Consider the following 16,872-nt stretch of genomic DNA (forward strand, 5'->3'; position numbering starts at 1 on the left):
GCCCCGAGCCCCCCACCGTCAACGGCGCGAACGGCTCCGGCAGGGCCGGCTCCGGGGCGGGCACGGCCAATGGCACGAACGGGGCCAACGGTACGGGCGCGGGCGCGGCCAACGGCACGGCCGGGGCCGTGGCCAATGGATCCAGGGGCGGCCCCCGTTCCGGCGGTGACCCCCGACCCAGCGGCGGTCTCGGCCCCAATGACGGCCGTGCGGCGAACGGCGGTCACAGGCCCAGCGGTGGCCTTGGATCGAGCGGCGCTCTCGGGCCCAACGACGGCCGTGCGGCGAACGGGGGCCTCGGGCGCGGCGGTGGCCTTGGAGCGGGCGACGGCCTTGAGCCCAACGGCCGCCTCGCGGCGAGCGACGACGTCGGATCCAATGGCGGCCTCGGAGGGCGCGCCGGTCGCGGAGCGCGCGACTCCGCCGGGCCCAACGGCGCAATCGCGCCCAACGGCTCCGCCGGACCCCACCGCACCGGTGGAACCAACGGCACCGGCGGAGCCGATCGCTCCAGGGATGCCGCCCTGCCCGTTCCGGCCGTCCCCCGGCGGCAGCCCCCGCCACCGCCTCCCGAACTGACCGCGCCCGTAGGGCCGGAGCGGCTCCCCGACGGTCCGCCGCCCCCCGACCCCAGGACCCGTGTCTCCCCGCCTCCTCCCCCTCTGCCGGTGCCCCTGGACCCCCCGGAACCGCCCGGCGTCACCGACAACCGCGACACCCTCGCGAGCGCGGAACCGGACCGGTACCCGGGCCCGGCCGAACGCGCGGAGCTGACCAAGCGCAAACGCGGCCCGGGCGGCCCCGGCACCCCCGATGCCCCGGAGCCGCCCGGCTTCCCCGAGCTGCCGGAGCTCCCCGACCTCTCCGACTACCACGGGCTCTCCGGCATCCCCGGCCTCTCCCGGACGGCGGCCGCCCCCGGCACCGCCCTGGAGACCACCGAGGCCTCCGAACTGCCCCCGCCCGAGCGGTCGCCCGTCGCCGGGTCCCCGCGCCGGAACGGCGCGCGGCTGCGCACCCCCGAGTACGTGGGGCGGCGGCCGCCCACCTATGAGGCCGAGCCGACCTCCTGGCCGCCCGCGGACCCCGGCGGGCTGGAGGACCTCGTGCCCGACACTGTGCTGGACGGCGCCCGGTACGGGGCGATGACGCTGCGGGCCGGCTCGCTGCGCGGGGACTCCGCCCGCTTCCGGGGCGAGCCCCGCCGGGACGCCCTGCTGACCGCGCGCTTCGGCACGGGCGACGACGCGCTGCTGCTCGTCGCCATGGCGAGCGGGGCCCGTGCGGCGGAGGGCGCCCACCGGGCGGCGCGGGAGATCTGCGCCTGGCTGGGCGGCGCGGTCGGGCGCAGCCACGCCCGGCTGGTCGAGGACATCCACGCGGGCCGCCGCGACGAGCTCAAGTCCGGGCTGCACCGGCTGACGGACCGTACGTACGGCCGGCTGCGCGTCCGCGCGGGCGAACTGGGCCTGCGGCCGGCCGAGTACACGGCGGGGCTGCGCTGTCTGCTCCTTCCCGTGGACATGCGCTGCCGGACGCGCGTGTTCTTCGGCGTGGGCCCGGGCGGGCTCTTCCGGCTGCGTGAGGGCACCTGGCAGGACCTGGACCCGGAGCCGCGGACCCCCGCCGCCGAGGCGGAGGCGGAGCCGCTGGCGGGCTATGACGTCGCCGACCGGATCACCGTCGACCTCGGCATCCCCACGCCCGGCACCGCGCCCGTCATCGACCCCGCCGAAGTGCCCTCCGAGCCCTTCCGCTTCCGCGCCTCGATCGCCCGGCCCGGCGACGCCCTGCTGCTGTGCAGCGCGGGCCTGGCCGATCCGTTGCGAGGCGAGGCGGAGCTGGGCGTGCGGCTGGCCGAGCGGTGGGCCCGGCCGGAGCCGCCCGGGCTGGCCGAGTTCCTGGCGGATGTCCAGCTGAGGGTGAAGGGGTACGCCGACGACCGTACGGCCTGCGCGGTCTGGGAGGGCTAGGAGTCCCTTGACGCAGCAATTCCCGGGCTGCACAACAGGCTTCGGGATTCCGGTCGTATAACCATGTTGACGCGTCAACAGGCGTCGACCCGACGGCCTTGGGGCATGCATTTGCCGTGAGCGTGTTCGAGGCCGGGGCGCCGGGGAGGGGTCGGGTCGGCGAGGGATGAATAGGCGGACTGCACACTGGACGGGCGCGGAGCGGCGCGAGGGCAGGGAAGGGTCCGCGGAAGGCACCGCGACGGAGGGATCCGGTGAATCCGGTGCGGCGACTCAGGCGCCTCAGGCACCGCACTGGGAGAGACGACTGCGGGGCAAGGATCTGGCGGCCGTCCACGACGTCCGCGCCGGGCTGCGCGCGCTGCTCGCCCGCTGGGGCGCCCCGGGCCGGGCCGACACCGCCGAGCTGCTGGTGAGCGAACTGGTCACCAACGCCCTGGTGCACACCGACGGCGGAGCCGTGGTCACCGCCCGCCTCACCGGCGGTCCGGCCGCGTCCGTCAAGGGCCGGCTGCGCGTGGAGGTGCGGGACTTCCTCGCCCGCCATCCGACGCTACGGGCGCCCGCCATCGGCCCCCGGGGCCGCAACGGCGAGCGGGGCGGCGGGGGAGAGGCGGACGTGGACACGGCGGCCACCTCCGGGCGGGGCCTGCTGCTCGTCCACGCCCTCGCGGACGGCTGGGGGGTGCGGACCCACGGCGTGGGCAAGTCCGTCTGGTTCGAGCTGGACGCGCAGGAGCCCTGAGGCGCGCAAGAGTCCTGAAACGCACAAGAGCCCTGATCCGCCTCCATGAGGCGGATCAGGGCTCCGGGGCCGCTGTGACGATCGTCGGCGGTGCCGGCTTCGTCAGCCGAACTGCCGCTCGATCCGGGCGAGTTTCTCCTCCAGTGAGTCGAGCCGCGGGATGGCCTGGGTGTCGTCCTCCGCTGTGAGGTCGATGGGGACTGGCCTGTCCACCGACTGCAGCGGGCGAGAACGTACCGGAAGCTGCCCCGGCTCGACTATGGAGGGCTCCGGCCCCGCCTGCGAGCCGATCTGGGCGGGTTGCGGGGCGGCCGGCACGGCCGGGCCGGTCACCTCGACCTGTCGTCCGCCGCGGACCCGGGGCCACATCCGGTGCTGCCGGTTGTAGGCCTTCAGCCGGGCGCGCTCCAGCTTGCCGGCCTCCCGGCGGCGCATCCGGTGCTGGGCCTGCTGGCGCTTGTCCTCGCGGACCTCCTCCACGGCCTCGTCCAGCGACCGTACGCCCTCCAGGAGCATCAGCGACCAGGCGCCGAAGGTCTCCCGGGGTGCCCGCAGCCACCGCACCATCCGGATCTGCGGCAGCGGGCGGGGCACCAGGCCCTGCTCGCGCAGCGCCGCGCGGCGGGTCTGCTTGAGCGCCCGGTCGAAGAGCACGGCCGCCGACAGCGACATGCCGGCGAAGAACTGCGGAGCCCCCGCGTGGTCCAGCCCGCGCGGCGCGTGCACCCAGTTGAACCAGGCGGCCGCGCTCGCGAACGTCCACACCAGCATCCGGGAGCCCAGCGCGGCATCGCCGTGGCTCGCCTCGCGCACCGCCAGCACCGAGCAGAACATGGCGGCGCCGTCGAGACCGAAGGGCACCAGGTACTCCCAGCCGTCCGTCAGCCCCAGGTTCTGCTGCCCGAAGCCGACCAGGCCATGGAAGGAGAGGGCCGCGGCGACCGCTGCGCAGCAGAAGAGGAGTACGTACGAGGCGCTGCCGTAGAGGGCTTCCTTGCGGCGTCTGCGTTCCTCGTTGCGCTCCCAGGAGTCCGTGCCGGCGGCCCCGTCCTCCCGGACGGCGTTCCGGCCGCGCGTGTACACCGTCACCGCCACCACTGCCCCGATGAGCGCCACGGCACTGGGGAGCGCCCAATTCAGCGGTATGTCGGTCACTCTCATCTTCGTCCCTTGCATGCAGTACGGCGTTTCGCGCGCCATCCTGACGGACTCGCGCCGGATGCCAAGGGGTTTCGCGGTAACTCACCGCCAATGGACGGCAAGGATATACGGAGAGCGACGAATGAATTCGAACGCCCGCCAGCAGTAAGTGAATTGAGTTCTAACAATCCACTCGATCGAGTGGCTTAGTCGATTCGGTCGGCTGACAGCCGCTCGATGCGGACGGCATCGAGGGTGCGTGGGCATGTCGCGCACGAGTCCTCGGGGCGGAGGGTGTAGAAGAAGCAGCAGCTCGCCCGGTCCCGGGTGAGCAGCTTCTCGCCCCGGGGGCCGGTCAGTTCGCGGAAGGCCGCGTCACCGACGTACGGGGCGGTGTTCCCCGGAAGCAGCAGCTCCAGCTCGTGCCGGACCCGCCGCTCCTCGCCCAGTAGCCGCCCCACGTGCCACAGCCCCTCGGCGGTCTCGTCCGTCACCATGCCCCACAGGGCACGCCCACCGCGTCGCATGCGCGGCCCCAACGCCGTCAGCAGTGGCTCGATATGGGCCGCCACGGCCGAGCGCAGCTCGGCGCGCAGCGACTCCTCGTCCGCAGTGGTCACGGCGTGCGGGTGTCCGGCCGCCGGGTCGCCCGGCAGGCACGCGAACGCCGCGACGTCCGCCGTGATCCGCCCCGAGGCGCGGTGCAGGGACACCGCCTCCACCGGCAGCCGGGGCACCCGGCGGTGGAGGAACCACGGGAGGGTGAACAGTAGACACACGTGCCAGGCGTAGCGGTGCAGCCCGAAGCTCGCGACGACGTCCGGGCGGGGCTCCTGCCCGTACTCGCGCAGTACCTGCGCCTCGTCCCATGCGAGGAACGCGTCCAGTGCCGGGCCGCCCGCGGCGAGCTCCGCGGCCGTCACCCAGCCCTCGCCCCGGCCGGGCGGTCCGCACCGGACGGTGATCGCGGGAAGGGCCTCCGTCAGCCGGGCGTATGCGTCCGCGACGGGGGAGACGGACGGGGCGGAAGAGGGAGGTGCAGCCGAGGCAGCGGACATCGAGGGGACCACCGAATCCCGATCGTAAACAGGTAAGCCTAACCTTACCCAGCCGTATCGGGGTTTGAACTGCCGGATTCGCCGCCTATGGTTCGGATGGGACACCAGGAGGACCTCAATGGAGCAGGGCAGACCCCACAGCGCAGTATCGCGGCCGTATACCGGTGTACCCGCGCAGGCCACGCCGAGCGCGCGGGGTGAGCACACCCATGACGAGAGCGAGTACGCCTACGCCCCGGGCGCCCGCCCCGCACCCCGGGTCCCACAGCGCTACTCCGTCCGGGGGCAGGTGCTCGACGCCCTGCGCAAGGCGCTCGTCAGCGGTGAGCTCGTGCCCGGAGAGGTCTACTCCGGGCCCGCGCTCGGCGAGCGTTTCGGGGTGAGCGCGACTCCCGTGCGGGAGGCCATGCAGCAACTGGCCCTGGAGGGCGCGGTCGAGGTCGTCCCCAACCGGGGCTTCCGCGTCGCCAGCCGTACCGAGCGCGACCACGCGGAGCTCGCGGAGGTCCGTGCCCTGCTGGAGGTGCCCGCCCTGCTCCGGGTCGCCCGCACCGTGCCGGCGACCCGCTGGCGTGAGCTGCGGCCGCTGGCCGAGCGCACGGCCACCGTGGCCGCCGAGGGCGACCGCGCGGCCTACGCGGAGGCCGACCGGGCCTTCCATCGGGCGCTGCTGGAACTTTCCGGCAACCGGCAGTTGGTGATCGTGGCGGAGGAACTGCACCGTCGGGCGCAGTGCCCTGGGATGCCGGCCGGTGGGCTCGCGGCGCACGCGGCGGAGCACCTGCGGCTGCTCGACGCGCTGGAAGCGCGGGACATGACCGGGGTCGAGGCGCTGGTGACGCGTCACTGCGCGGGCCCCGCGTAGGGGGAGCCGCCCCGTTTGTGGGCAATCGTTCCGCAGGGCTGGGGGCACCTCCCAGCGGTAGCTGGGGGAGGGTGGGCACAAACCGCCCACCGGGCCGCACCCGGCGACGGTGCTCAGCCGGTCAGTGGCGGAGCCGCTCCGCCAGCCACCCCGGCACGCCCCCCAGCAACCGCACCAACCGCCGCGCCTCCTCCCGCAGTCGTTCCGCCTCCTCCGGGTCGGCCACGACCGCCGCGAGGGAGGCCAGGGCGGGGGCGATGCCGACGAGGTAGCCGAGCTCCTCGCGGATCCGCAGCGACTCCGCGAAGCCGTGCCGGGCCGCCGGGAGGTCGCCGTCGTGCTCGGCCATCGCCGCCACGTGGCGCCAGGTGAAGGAGAGCAGCAGCCGCTGCCCGTGCGCGGCGGCCCCCGCGTGTGCGCGCTGGAAAACGGCCGTGGCGTCGGAGGGGTTGCCGGACAGGTGCTGGGCGATCAGGCCGCGGCGGAAGTCCAGCAGCGGGCGGGTGGGTGAGTGCGGGGCCAGCAGGGCCGCCGCCCGGCCCAGCGCGGACCGTGCCTCGTCGGCCCGGTCCCGTACGCCCAGCAGGGTCGACGCGTAGGCGAGGTGGCCGCGTTCGCACGCGGCCGCGCCGCGCTCCTCGTCGTCCGTGGCGAGGGCCTCCGCCTCGCGGAGCGCGGCCTCCGCCGGGGCCCAGCCCTCCGCCGTGAACACGCACCGTTCGATCAGCACCGCCGTCCGCCGCAGCGCGGCCCCCGGCTCGGTCGTGGCGCGGGGTGCGAGCAATGCGGCGGCGTCCTCCCAGCAGGCCCGCGACCGCAGCCGCCAGACGGCGTGTTCGAGGGGGTCGTCCCCCGGGACGTGTGGCTCCGACAACCCAGAATTCCGCATGGCGGTGTCCGCCACAGTGCCCTCCCCAAGCGCGCCGTCGAGCTGGAAGCCTGCCTCGATCACAGCACGGCGAACCGCACGCGGCCAAGGGTCAGGTGTGAACCAATTCACAAACTCCGGGGCGAAGGCTACCCAAAGATGATCGGCTTCATGAGCGGGAGACCGCTCATCTGGTCGCCGGGGAGGGGCTGTCCTCAGCTCATGCGCAGCGCCAGGAAGAAGTCCAGCTTGTCCTCCAGCCGGGACAGATCGCGCCCCGTCAGCTGCTCGATGCGTCCCACCCGGTACCGCAGCGTGTTCACGTGCAGATGGAGCCGCGTCGCGCAGCGCGTCCAGGAGCCGTCGCAGTCGAGGAAGGCCTCCAGAGTGGGGATGAGCTCGGCGCGGTGGCGCCGGTCGTAGTCGCGCAGGGGGTCCAGCAGCCGGGCCGTGAAGGCGCGGCGCACGTCGTCCGGGACGAACGGCAGGAGCAGGACGTGCGAGGCCAGCTCCTGGTGGCCGGCGGCGCACACCCGGCCCGGGCGCGCGGCGGCGACGCGGCGGGCGTGCCGGGCCTCCTCCAGGGCGCCGCGCAGGCCCTCCGCGGAGTGCACGGCGGCGCTGACGCCGAAGGTGAGGCGCCCGTCCCCGTCGAGCCCGCGCTCCAGCGGCTCGCGGACGGCGGCGAGCAGCGCGTCGGCGTGGAGGCCCGCGCCGGTCAGCGGCTCGTCGGGCCCGGTGACCACGGCGGGCAGCGGCACCAGCGCGACGGCCTCGTCGCCCGTGTGGGCGACGGCGATCCGGTCGGTGGGCTCGGGGCCGGTGCTGTCCTGGTCGACCAGGACCTCCTCCAGCAGCGCCTGCGCCACCGGGCCGCCGGGGACGTCGCCGCCCTCCCACTCCACCCGGGCCACGACGACCTGCCAGTGCGGGGCGGTGCCCAGGCCGGGCAGCAGCACCGGGGCCGCCACCCGCAGTCGGGCCGCGATCTCGGCGGGCGCGGCGCCCGCCTGGACCAGCTCCAGCACCTCCTGGGCGAGCCGGCGGCGCACCGTGCGGGCCGCGTCGCGGCGGTCCCGCTCGACGGCGATCAGCTGGGTGACCCCGTGCAGCAGGTCCAGGCGCTCCGCCGGCCAGTCGCCCGCGTCGGCCTCGACGGCCAGCAGCCAGTCCGACAGAACCGTCTCGCGCACGTCGGCCGCCGACGCCGCGCGGGCGGTGCCGCCCACGGGGAACAGCGAGTACGTGCTGCCGCCGGTGGTCACCCGGTGGGGGCCGCGCCGGCCGGTGCGCGAGGCGGCCAGGTGCTCGCCCGCGAGGGCCGCGCCCGTCTCGGGGGACAGGCCGGGGCCCGCGTCCGCCAGCGAGGAGCCGGCGATCCGGCGGCCGGTGGGGGAGAGCACCCAGGCGCGCAGGTCCAGGTCGGTGCCGAGGAGGTCCAGGACGACCTCGGGGCCGCCGCCCGCCGGGCCGCCCGTCATCAGCCGCCGGTGGCGGTCCACGACGGCCGCCAGGTCCCCGGCGCGCTCGCTGGAGACCTGCCGTACGACGTGCTCGGTGATCGAGGCGAAGGAGACCGTCTCGTTCACGGAGAACAGCGGCATCCGGTGCCGGGCGCAGGCCGCGATCAGGTCGTCGGGGGTCGAGGCGATCTCCGCCTCGCCCGCCGCCAGCCCGGCCACGCCCGCCCCCGTGAGGATCCGTACGAATCGCTCGGAATCCTCCGGCTCGCGCCGCCAGGCCAGGCCGGTCAGCACCAGCTCGCCGCCCGACAGGTAGCGGCTCGGGTCGCGAAGGTCGGTGGTCATCACGCCGCGTACGGTGCGGTCCAGCTCGTCCTCGCCGCCGAGCAGCCGAAGGCCCAGCGCGTCCGTCTCCAGCAGTGCGCGCAGCCGCATCCTCGTCGCCGCCGATCTGTCCTCAGGTAACCCGTGGAATGCAGTGAGGTTTCTGCATCCCGTCTTTCGTTCGAATCTACAAGACATGGGGCCTGGCCAGCCAACCAGCTTCATGTTTTCGGTGACTGCACCGGGCCGGTCACACGTCGCTGTACTGGCGGTGCGCCGCGTGAACAGGACATCGCACAGGACCTGAAGCCCCCTCGATCCTCTCGAGAAGAGACCGCCCATGGAATTCCTGCGCCCCGCCGTCTGGGAGGAAGCGCTGGCCGCCAAGGCCGAGCACCCCACGGCCGTGCCCATCGCGGGCGGCACGGATGTGATGGTCGAGATCAACTTCGACCACCGCCGTCCGGCACACCTCCTGGATCTCACCCGCATCGGTGAACTCCACGAGTGGGACGAGGACGGCCCCGACATCCGCCTCGGCGCCGCCGTCCCGTACACCCGCGTCCTCGACGAGCTCAGCACCCCGCTGCCCGGCCTCGCCCTCGCCGCCCACACCGTCGGCTCCCCGCAGATCCGCAACCGGGGCAGCGTCGGCGGCAACCTCGGCGCCGCCTCCCCGGCCGGCGACAGCCACCCCCCGCTGCTCGCCGCGGGCGCCCGGGTGGAGGCGGAGTCGGTGCGCGGCACCCGGCTGATCCCCGTCGAGGAGTTCTACACCGGCGTCAAACGCAACGCCCTCGCCCCGGACGAGCTCATCCGCGCCGTCCGTATCCGCAAGGCCACCGGGCCACAGCAGTTCTCCAAGGTCGGCACGCGCAACGCCATGGTCATCGCCGTCTGCGCCTTCGGCATCGCCCTCCACCCCGAGAGCCGCACGGTCCGCACCGGCATCGGCTCGGCGGCGCCCACTCCGGTCCGCGCCCGGGCCGCCGAGGACTTCCTCGCCGCGGTCCTGGACGAGGACGGCCTCTGGCACTCGGGGCGCCCCATCACCCCGTCCGCCGTACGGCAGTTCGCCGAGCTGTGCTCGGGCGCCTGCAACCCGATCGACGACGTACGCGGCAGCGCCCGCTACCGCCGCCACGCCGTCGGCGTCATGGCCCGCCGCACCCTCGGCTGGGTGTGGGACGCGTACACGACGGGGGAAGGGGAAACGCGATGCGCGTGACGTTCACGGTCAACGGACGTACCCAGCAGGCCGACGACGTCTGGGAGGGCGAGTCCCTGCTGTACGTCCTGCGCGAGCGGCTCGGCCTGCCAGGCTCCAAGAACGCCTGCGAACAAGGCGAATGCGGCTCCTGCACAGTGCGCCTCGACGGCATCCCCGTCTGTGCCTGCCTCGTGGCGGCGGGCCAGGCCGAGGGCCGGGACGTCGACACCGTCGAGGGCCTGACCGACCAGGAGACCGGCGAACTCTCCGTTGTTCAGCAGGCGTTCATCGCGACCGGCGCCGTCCAGTGCGGCTTCTGCACCCCCGGGCTCCTCGTCGCCGCCGACGACCTGCTCAAACACCGGCCCGACCCCTCCGACGCCGACATCCGCGAGGCCCTCTCCGGCAACCTGTGCCGCTGCACCGGATACGAGAAGATCCTCGACGCCGTCCGCCTCGCGGCGGCCCGCACCGGAGCGGAGGGCTGACCCGATGCGCGACCTGACCCCCACCGGACTCACCCAGGCAGGCGACACCAAGGGCGGCATCGGCGAATCCACCCTCCGCCCCGACGGCACCCTCAAGGTCACCGGCGAATTCGCCTACGCCTCCGACCTCTGGCACGAGGACATGCTCTGGGGAGTGACGCTGCGCAGCCCCCACGCCCACGCCCGCATCCGCTCCCTCGACGTCGCCGAGGCCCTCGCCACCCCGGGCGTCCACGCCGTCCTCACCCACGCCGACCTGCCCGCCGCCACCCGCTACGGGCTGGAGATCAAGGACACCCCCGTCCTCGCCGACGGCGTCGTCCGCCACCACGGCGAGCCCGTGGCGCTCGTCGCCGCCGACCACCCCGAGACCGCCCGCCGCGCCGCCGCGAAGATCCGCGTCGACTACGAGCCGCTGCCCGTCGTCACCGACGAGGCGAGCGCCACCGCCCCCGGCGCCCCCGTCCTCCACCCCGGCCGCACCGACGACCACGCCCCCCACGTCCCGCACCCCAACATCGTCCACCGCCAGCCCGTCGTCCGCGGCGACGTCGCCGCCCACAAGGACCGCGCCGCCGTCGTCGTCACCGGCGAATACGAAGTCGGCATGCAGGACCAGGCGTTCCTCGGCCCCGAGTCCGGGCTCGCCGTCCCCGCCGAGGACGGCGGCGTCGACCTCTACATCGCCACCCAGTGGCTCCACGCCGACCTCCGCCAGATCGCCCCCGTCCTCGGCCTGCCCGAGGACAAGGTCCGCATGACGCTCTCCGGCGTCGGCGGCGCCTTCGGCGGCCGCGAGGACCTGTCCATGCAGGCCCACGCCTGCTTGCTCGCGCTGCGCACCGGCCGGCCCGTCAAGATGGTCTACAACCGCTTCGAGTCCTTCTTCGGCCACGTCCACCGCCACCCCGCCAGGCTCCGCTACGAGCACGGGGCGACCCGCGACGGCGACCTCGTCTATATGACGGCCCGCATCGTGCTGGACGGCGGCGCCTACGCCTCGTCCTCCCCGGCCGTCGTCGGCAACGCCGCCTCCCTCGCCGTGGGCCCGTACGTCGTCGAGCACGTCGATATCGAGGCCCTCGCCCTCTACACCAACAACCCGCCCTGCGGGGCGATGCGCGGCTTCGGCGCGGTCCAGGCGTGCTTCGCCTACGAGGCGCAGATGGACAAGCTCGCGGCCGCGCTCGGCATGGACCCGGTCGAGCTCCGCCGCCGCAACGCCATGGCGCAGGGGGCGGTGATGCCGACCGGCCAGGTCGTCGACTCGCCCGCGCCCGTCGCCGAACTGCTGCGGCGCGTCAAGGCGATGCCGCTGCCACCGGCCCGGCAGTGGGAGTCGGCGGGCGGCGGCCCGGACGTCCGGGCGCTGCCGGGCGGCCTGTCCAACACCACCCATGGCGAATCGGTCGTCCGGGGTATCGGCTACGCGGTCGGCATCAAGAACGTCGGCTTCTCCGAGGGCTTCGACGACTACTCCACCGCCCGCGTCCGGCTGGAATCGGTGGGCGGCGAGGCCGTGGCCACCGTCCACACCGCGATGGCCGAGGTGGGGCAGGGCGGGGTCACCGTGCACGCCCAGATAGCCCGGACCGAGCTGGGCGTCGCCCGGGTGACGATCCACCCCGCCGACACCCGCGTCGGCTCCGCGGGCTCCACCTCCGCCTCCCGGCAGACGTACGTCACCGGCGGAGCGGTCAAGCACGCCTGCGAGCTGGTGCGGGAGAAGGTCCTGGAGCTGGCCCGGGCCCGCTTCGGCACCTACCACCCCGCGTGGGCCACCGCCGAACTCATGCTGGAGGACGGCAAGGTGGTCACCGACGGCGGCGAGGTCCTCGCCACGCTCGTGGACGTCCTGGAGGGCGAGGTCGTCGAGGTCGAGGAGGAGTGGCGGCACCGCCCCACCCAGCCCTTCGACCGGCGCACCGGGCAGGGCTTCGGGCACGTCCAGTACTCCTTCGCCGCCCACCGGGCGGTCGTGGAGGTCGACACCGAGCTGGGCCTGGTCAAGGTCGTGGAGCTGGCGTGCGCCCAGGACGTCGGCAAGGCGCTCAACCCGCTGTCCGTGACCGGCCAGATCCAGGGCGGTACGACACAGGGGCTGGGCCTCGCGGTCATGGAGGAGATCGTTGTCGACCCGGTGACCGCGAAGGTCCGCAACCCCTCCTTCACCGACTACCTCATCCCCACCATCCTCGACACCCCCGCCATCCCGGTCGACGTCCTCGAACTCGCCGACGACCACGCCCCGTACGGTCTGCGCGGGGTGGGGGAGGCCCCCACCCTCTCCTCGACACCGGCCGTCGTGGCGGCGATCCGGCAGGCCACGGGCCTGGCCCTCGCCCGGGTCCCGGTCCGGCCGGAACACCTGACCGCCACCTGATCTCCCTTCTCCCCCCATCGCCTCGGGCCGTCCCCCGGGTCGTGCAGCCCCCACCAGCCCCCACCGGAATCTGGAGCAGGCACACCATGACCCATGCACCCGTGCGGCCGGGGACCACGGCGGAGGACGCGGGCGCGGGCTCGCGTCCGCCCGCCCGACGGTCCGCGCTCGACCGCTACTTCCACATCTCCGAACGCGGCTCGACCCTCGCCCGCGAAGTGCGCGGCGGCGTCACCACGTTCATGGCCATGAGCTACATCCTCCTGCTCAACCCTCTGATCCTCTCCGGCCCGGACGCCGAGCGGCACACCCTCGCCCGGACGGGCCTGATCACCGCGACGGCCTTCGCGGCAGCGCTGTCCACCCTGCTGATGGGCCTGATCGGCAGAGTTCCGCTGGCGCTCGCGGCCGGCCTGGGGGTCTCCGGGGTGCTCTCCACCCAGGTCGCGCCCCAGCTGACCTGGCCGCAGGCCATGGGCATGTGCGTCCTCTACGGCGTCGTCATCATGGCCCTCGTCCTCACCGGGCTGCGCGAACGCGTCATGAACGCCATCCCGCTGGAGCTCAAGCACGCCATCACCATGGGCATCGGCATGTTCATCGCCCTGATCGGCCTGGTCAAGGCGGGCTTCGTGCACGCCGCGAAGTCCGGCGGACCGGTCACCCTGGGCCCGGCGGGCGAGCTGGCCGGCTGGCCGGTGCTGCTCTTCTGTATCACCCTGCTGCTGATCTTCATGCTTCAGGCGCGCGACGTGCCCGGGGCGATCCTCATCGGCATCGTCGCCGGCACCGTACTCGCCGTCGTCGTGAACGCGGCCTTCGGCCTGGGCCCCCGCACCTGGCAGAACGGCGCCCCGAAACTCACCGGCGGCGCCGTCTCCATGCCCGACTTCTCCCTCTTCGGCCAGGTCGAGTTCGGCGGCTGGGGGAAGGTCGGCGGGGTGACCGTGGGGATGATCGTCTTCACGCTCGTACTGGCCGGGTTCTTCGACGCCATGGCCACCATCATCGGCGTGGGCACCGAGGCCGGACTCGCCGACGAGCGCGGCCGGATGCCCGGCCTGAGCCGGGCGCTGCTCGTCGACGGCGCGGGCGGCGCGATCGGCGGGGTGGCCGGCGCCTCGGGCCAGACCGTCTTCGTCGAGTCGGCGACGGGTGTGGGCGAGGGCGCCCGTACGGGCCTGTCGTCCGTCGTCACCGGGCTGTTCTTCACGGCGTGCCTGTTCTTCACGCCCCTGACCAGGATCGTCCCCGGCGAGATCGCCGCGGCGGCGCTGGTCGTCATCGGCGCGATGATGATGAGCCACGCCCGCCACATCGACTGGACGGACCGGGCCGTCACCATCCCGGTCTTCCTGACGGTGGTGCTGATGCCGTTCACGTACTCCATCACCGTGGGCGTCGGCGGCGGCGTCATCGCCTACACCGTCATCAAGGCCGGCCAGGGCCGCTGGCGCGAGCCGGGCCTCTTCATGTGGGTGCTGACACTCGTCTTCGCGGGCTACTTCGCCCTGCACCCGATCGAGCAGTGGCTGGGTGTGAAGTAGGAGGTTCGATCGTGCTGGACATCGCCTCGGAACTGCACCGGTGGTGCGCGGAGGGCCGTGACTTCGCGGTGGCCACGGTGGTGGCCGTCCGGGGCAGCGCACCCCGCCCGCCGGGCGCGGCCCTCGCCGTCGACGGCGAGGGCACGGCCGTCGGCTCGGTCTCCGGAGGGTGTGTGGAGGGCGCGGTGTACGAGCTGTGCCGGACGGCCCTGGGGACCGGTGAGACCCTGCTGGAACGATTCGGCTACTCGGACGAGGACGCCTTCGCCGTCGGCCTCACCTGCGGCGGCGAACTCGACGTCCTGGTGACCCCGGTACGGCGGGATCGGGTGCTGCTCGCTTCGGCGATGTCCGCCGCCGCGCGCGGCGAGACGCTGGCGCTCGCGCGCGTGGTGACGGGCCCGCCCGGGACGCCGGGCCGCGCCCTGCTCGTACGGCCCGGCGGCCCGGTCGAGGGCGGTCTGGGCGGCGGTCCCGCGCTGGACGCGACGGCGGCCCGGGAGGCGCTGGCCCTGCTGGACGCGGGCCGCACGGCCCCCGTCGATGTCGGCGCGGACGGCTCGCGCTGCGGGGAGCCGGTGCGGCTCCTGGTGGAGTGCAGCGTGCCGCCGCCCCGGATGCTCGTCTTCGGCGCGATCGACTTCGCGGCGGCGCTGGTGCGGGCGGGCAAGTTCCTCGGCTACCACGTGACGGTGTGCGACGCCCGCCCCGTCTTCGCGACGGCGAAGCGCTTTCCGGAGGCGGACGAGGTCGTCGTCGACTGGCCGCACCGGTATCTGGACAGCGCGGCGGTCGACGCCCGTACGGTCGTCTGCGTCCTGACGCACGACGTGAAGTTCGACGTGCCGCTGCTGGAACGGGCGTTGCGGCTGCCGGTGGCGTACGTGGGCGCGATGGGCTCGCGGCGTACGCACGAGGCGCGGCTGGACCGGCTGAGGGAAGCGGGGCTGTCGGAGGGGGAGCTGGCGAGGCTGTGCTCCCCGATCGGCCTGGACCTCGGCGCACGGACGCCGGAGGAGACGGCCCTCTCCATCGCAGCGGAAATCATTGCGCAGCGGCGCGGAGGATCGGGGATTTCGCTGACGGGCGGGAGGGTGCCGATCCACCACGACGACTGGGGTGCGGCGGTGGAGCCGGCGGTCGCCCGGTGACGGGGGCGGGGGCGGGGACCCTACGTCAGCCGGGCATCCGGAGCGACACCACGCGCACCGGCCCGGCGCTCGCGGCCTGTGCGGCGATGGCGTAGGGGATGCCCATGAGGTCCTCGCAGTTCCCCAGCCGGAACGCGACGCTCAGCTCGTCCCCCAGGCCGGGGCGGCCGACTCCGACCCTGATCTCGCCGGTGTCGTCGACGCGTACGGACAGCAGTCGGACCGGCTGCTCGGTGTACGCGAACCAGGCGTCGCTCGCGCTGCCCAACTCCTCCAGCAACCAGGCGTACTTGAGACGGAACGGGTCACTCTCGCCCGGGACGCGGTAGCCCGTGTCCGTCCCGGACACGGCCAGCTCCTCTTGGAGGGCCTCCGCGCTCGCCTCGGGATCGGGGCTGATCGTCGTACGGCGCCCGTCCGGCCACACGGCCGTGACGGATGGATGCTCACCGGCCAGCTCGACGGCGGCCAGCAGCAGCCCAGAGACCACGTCGGCCCGCTGGATCACGGCGAGGCCGGCGAGCAGGGGCGCCCACCACTCCGCCCCCGGCCAGCGCAGGGACGGTCGTACCGGTCGGGCGCCCATGCCGTACCCCTCTCGACCTCTCGGATCAGATGTTGATCGACTGCCGCACCCAGTCGGGGCAGCGGCCGGGGGTGTTCTCACAGTACGCGGTGACCACGCCGAACGGCTTGCCGTCCCGCAGCTGACGGAAGTTCACCACGGCGTCGACGGCCTTCACGTCCACGACACGGCACGTGCGGAAGATCCACCAGCCGCTGCACTTCACGTGCAGCACATCGGTGACGTAGATGTAGCTCGTCCCGCCCTGCTGCTTCTTCCCGCCGGTGGGACGCGGGTACTTGGTGGTGGCCTTGACGGCGGCCAGGCTGAGGTTGTGCTTCTGGTCCACCTTCGTCAGGCCGAAGCCGTAGTCGCCACCGGGCCACTTGCCCTGGCGCATCGTGGTGTCCCAGCCGTCCTTGTCCTTCCACTCGCCCACGATGTTGTAGGCGGGGTCGGGCGCCGCGAGCGCGGGCTTCCCGGCGCTCTCCTCGGCGGCGGACGGCCGCCCTGCGGCCAGCCGTTCCACGGCCTTCTGCTCGATCCCGAATCGTGCCAGGTCACGCAGCTGGAAGGTGCCGGTCCGCGGAATGGCGGACTTCGCGTCGATGACGGAGAAGGACATGTCACCCTTGCCGGTGGGTCCTTCGTCCGCCTGCGCGGTGGTGGGCGCCAGGGCTATCGCGCAGGCGGTCATCACCACGGCGGATGCGACGGCACTTCGGAGTGGTTGCATCGAGTTTCCCCCTCGTTTCGGAGCTGCTGTCACAGGACGTGCTCCGGAGCCCAGGCGACGTTACGAGCCAACAGCGCCCCTGGCCAGCCCCACCGGCCCGAACTGGTCGCTCCGGCAACGGTGGTGGTGCGCGGGGCGCGGCGGGGCGCTCACCGGGGGGTTCGCGCGCCGGTGCGCCTGTGGGGCGATGGCTTCCGTATGCGGATGGGGTGTGGAGCCGCGGGGGAGGGGCGGGCGAAGGCCGCATGTAACGGCGATTTATGGCCACGGTTGTGGCACCGAGTGACGGGGGTCGAGCGTGGCCGGAACCTCACCATGGGTGGCCGGAGGTGTTCTCCTACGCTGAGCGCGTCGTG

Annotated in this window: 14 protein-coding genes; 8 read left to right on the top strand and 6 right to left on the bottom strand. The window is 73.8% G+C overall.

Going from position 1 to position 16,872, the window contains the following annotated elements; translation table 11 throughout:
• Positions 1-668 precede the first annotated feature (668 nt).
• Positions 669-1,973, top strand: coding sequence for a protein phosphatase 2C domain-containing protein (locus tag RM609_RS24030; protein ID WP_311613617.1), 1,305 nt, complete (start codon positions 669-671; stop codon positions 1,971-1,973).
• A gap of 166 nt (positions 1,974-2,139) precedes the next feature.
• On the top strand, positions 2,140-2,718 hold the full coding sequence (locus RM609_RS24035) for an ATP-binding protein (protein WP_311613618.1): 579 nt from the start codon (positions 2,140-2,142) through the stop codon (positions 2,716-2,718).
• A 102-nt stretch (positions 2,719-2,820) separates the two neighbouring features.
• Here RM609_RS24035 and RM609_RS24040 read toward each other — a convergent pair whose 3' ends face one another.
• Together RM609_RS24040 and RM609_RS24045 are read right to left on the bottom strand one after the other, a co-directional pair.
• Positions 2,821-3,879: a DUF2637 domain-containing protein gene (locus RM609_RS24040; protein WP_311613619.1), complete on the bottom strand. Its 1,059-nt coding sequence runs from the start codon at positions 3,877-3,879 to the stop codon at positions 2,821-2,823.
• Positions 3,880-4,064: 185 nt separating this feature from the next.
• On the bottom strand, positions 4,065-4,916 hold the full coding sequence (locus RM609_RS24045) for a (2Fe-2S)-binding protein (RefSeq protein ID WP_311613620.1): 852 nt from the start codon (positions 4,914-4,916) through the stop codon (positions 4,065-4,067).
• Positions 4,917-5,034: 118 nt separating this feature from the next.
• On the opposite strand from RM609_RS24045, the gene RM609_RS24050 reads away from it, so the two are divergent.
• The gene (locus tag RM609_RS24050) at positions 5,035-5,781 is read left to right on the top strand and encodes a GntR family transcriptional regulator (protein ID WP_311613621.1); all 747 of its coding nucleotides are present in this window, start codon (positions 5,035-5,037) and stop codon (positions 5,779-5,781) included.
• 121 nt (positions 5,782-5,902) lie between these two features.
• Here RM609_RS24050 and RM609_RS24055 read toward each other — a convergent pair whose 3' ends face one another.
• Positions 5,903-6,670, bottom strand: coding sequence for a hypothetical protein (locus tag RM609_RS24055; RefSeq protein WP_311613743.1), 768 nt, complete (start codon positions 6,668-6,670; stop codon positions 5,903-5,905).
• Positions 6,671-6,864: 194 nt separating this feature from the next.
• Complete coding sequence (locus tag RM609_RS24060; RefSeq protein ID WP_311613622.1) at positions 6,865-8,547, bottom strand: PucR family transcriptional regulator; 1,683 nt, start codon at positions 8,545-8,547, stop codon at positions 6,865-6,867.
• A gap of 229 nt (positions 8,548-8,776) precedes the next feature.
• Here RM609_RS24060 and RM609_RS24065 point away from each other — a divergent pair, with 229 nt between their 5' ends.
• From RM609_RS24065 to RM609_RS24085, 5 genes are all read left to right on the top strand, one after another.
• Positions 8,777-9,664, top strand: a complete 888-nt coding sequence (locus RM609_RS24065; RefSeq protein WP_311613623.1) for an FAD binding domain-containing protein — start codon at positions 8,777-8,779, stop codon at positions 9,662-9,664.
• Positions 9,655-10,134: a (2Fe-2S)-binding protein gene (locus RM609_RS24070; protein WP_311613624.1), complete on the top strand. Its 480-nt coding sequence runs from the start codon at positions 9,655-9,657 to the stop codon at positions 10,132-10,134. The genes RM609_RS24065 and RM609_RS24070 overlap by 10 nt, the downstream gene beginning before the upstream one ends.
• 4 nt (positions 10,135-10,138) lie before the next feature.
• Positions 10,139-12,517, top strand: a complete 2,379-nt coding sequence (gene pucD / locus RM609_RS24075; protein WP_311613625.1) for a xanthine dehydrogenase subunit D — start codon at positions 10,139-10,141, stop codon at positions 12,515-12,517.
• Between the two features lie 86 nt (positions 12,518-12,603).
• Positions 12,604-14,064 (top strand): NCS2 family permease, encoded by a 1,461-nt coding sequence (locus tag RM609_RS24080; RefSeq protein WP_311613626.1) that lies wholly within the window; start codon positions 12,604-12,606, stop codon positions 14,062-14,064.
• Positions 14,065-14,075: 11 nt separating this feature from the next.
• Complete coding sequence (locus RM609_RS24085) at positions 14,076-15,215, top strand: XdhC family protein (RefSeq protein WP_311613627.1); 1,140 nt, start codon at positions 14,076-14,078, stop codon at positions 15,213-15,215.
• Between the two features lie 25 nt (positions 15,216-15,240).
• Here the strand turns inward: RM609_RS24085 and RM609_RS24090 are convergent, their stop codons facing one another.
• Together RM609_RS24090 and RM609_RS24095 are read right to left on the bottom strand one after the other, a co-directional pair.
• Positions 15,241-15,801, bottom strand: a complete 561-nt coding sequence (locus tag RM609_RS24090; protein WP_311613628.1) for a hypothetical protein — start codon at positions 15,799-15,801, stop codon at positions 15,241-15,243.
• Between the two features lie 25 nt (positions 15,802-15,826).
• The gene (locus RM609_RS24095) at positions 15,827-16,516 is read right to left on the bottom strand and encodes a hypothetical protein (protein ID WP_311613629.1); all 690 of its coding nucleotides are present in this window, start codon (positions 16,514-16,516) and stop codon (positions 15,827-15,829) included.
• Between the last annotated feature and the right edge of the window lie 356 nt (positions 16,517-16,872).

The organism is Streptomyces hesseae, from assembly GCF_031845785.1.
GTDB lineage: Bacteria > Actinomycetota > Actinomycetes > Streptomycetales > Streptomycetaceae > Streptomyces > Streptomyces hesseae.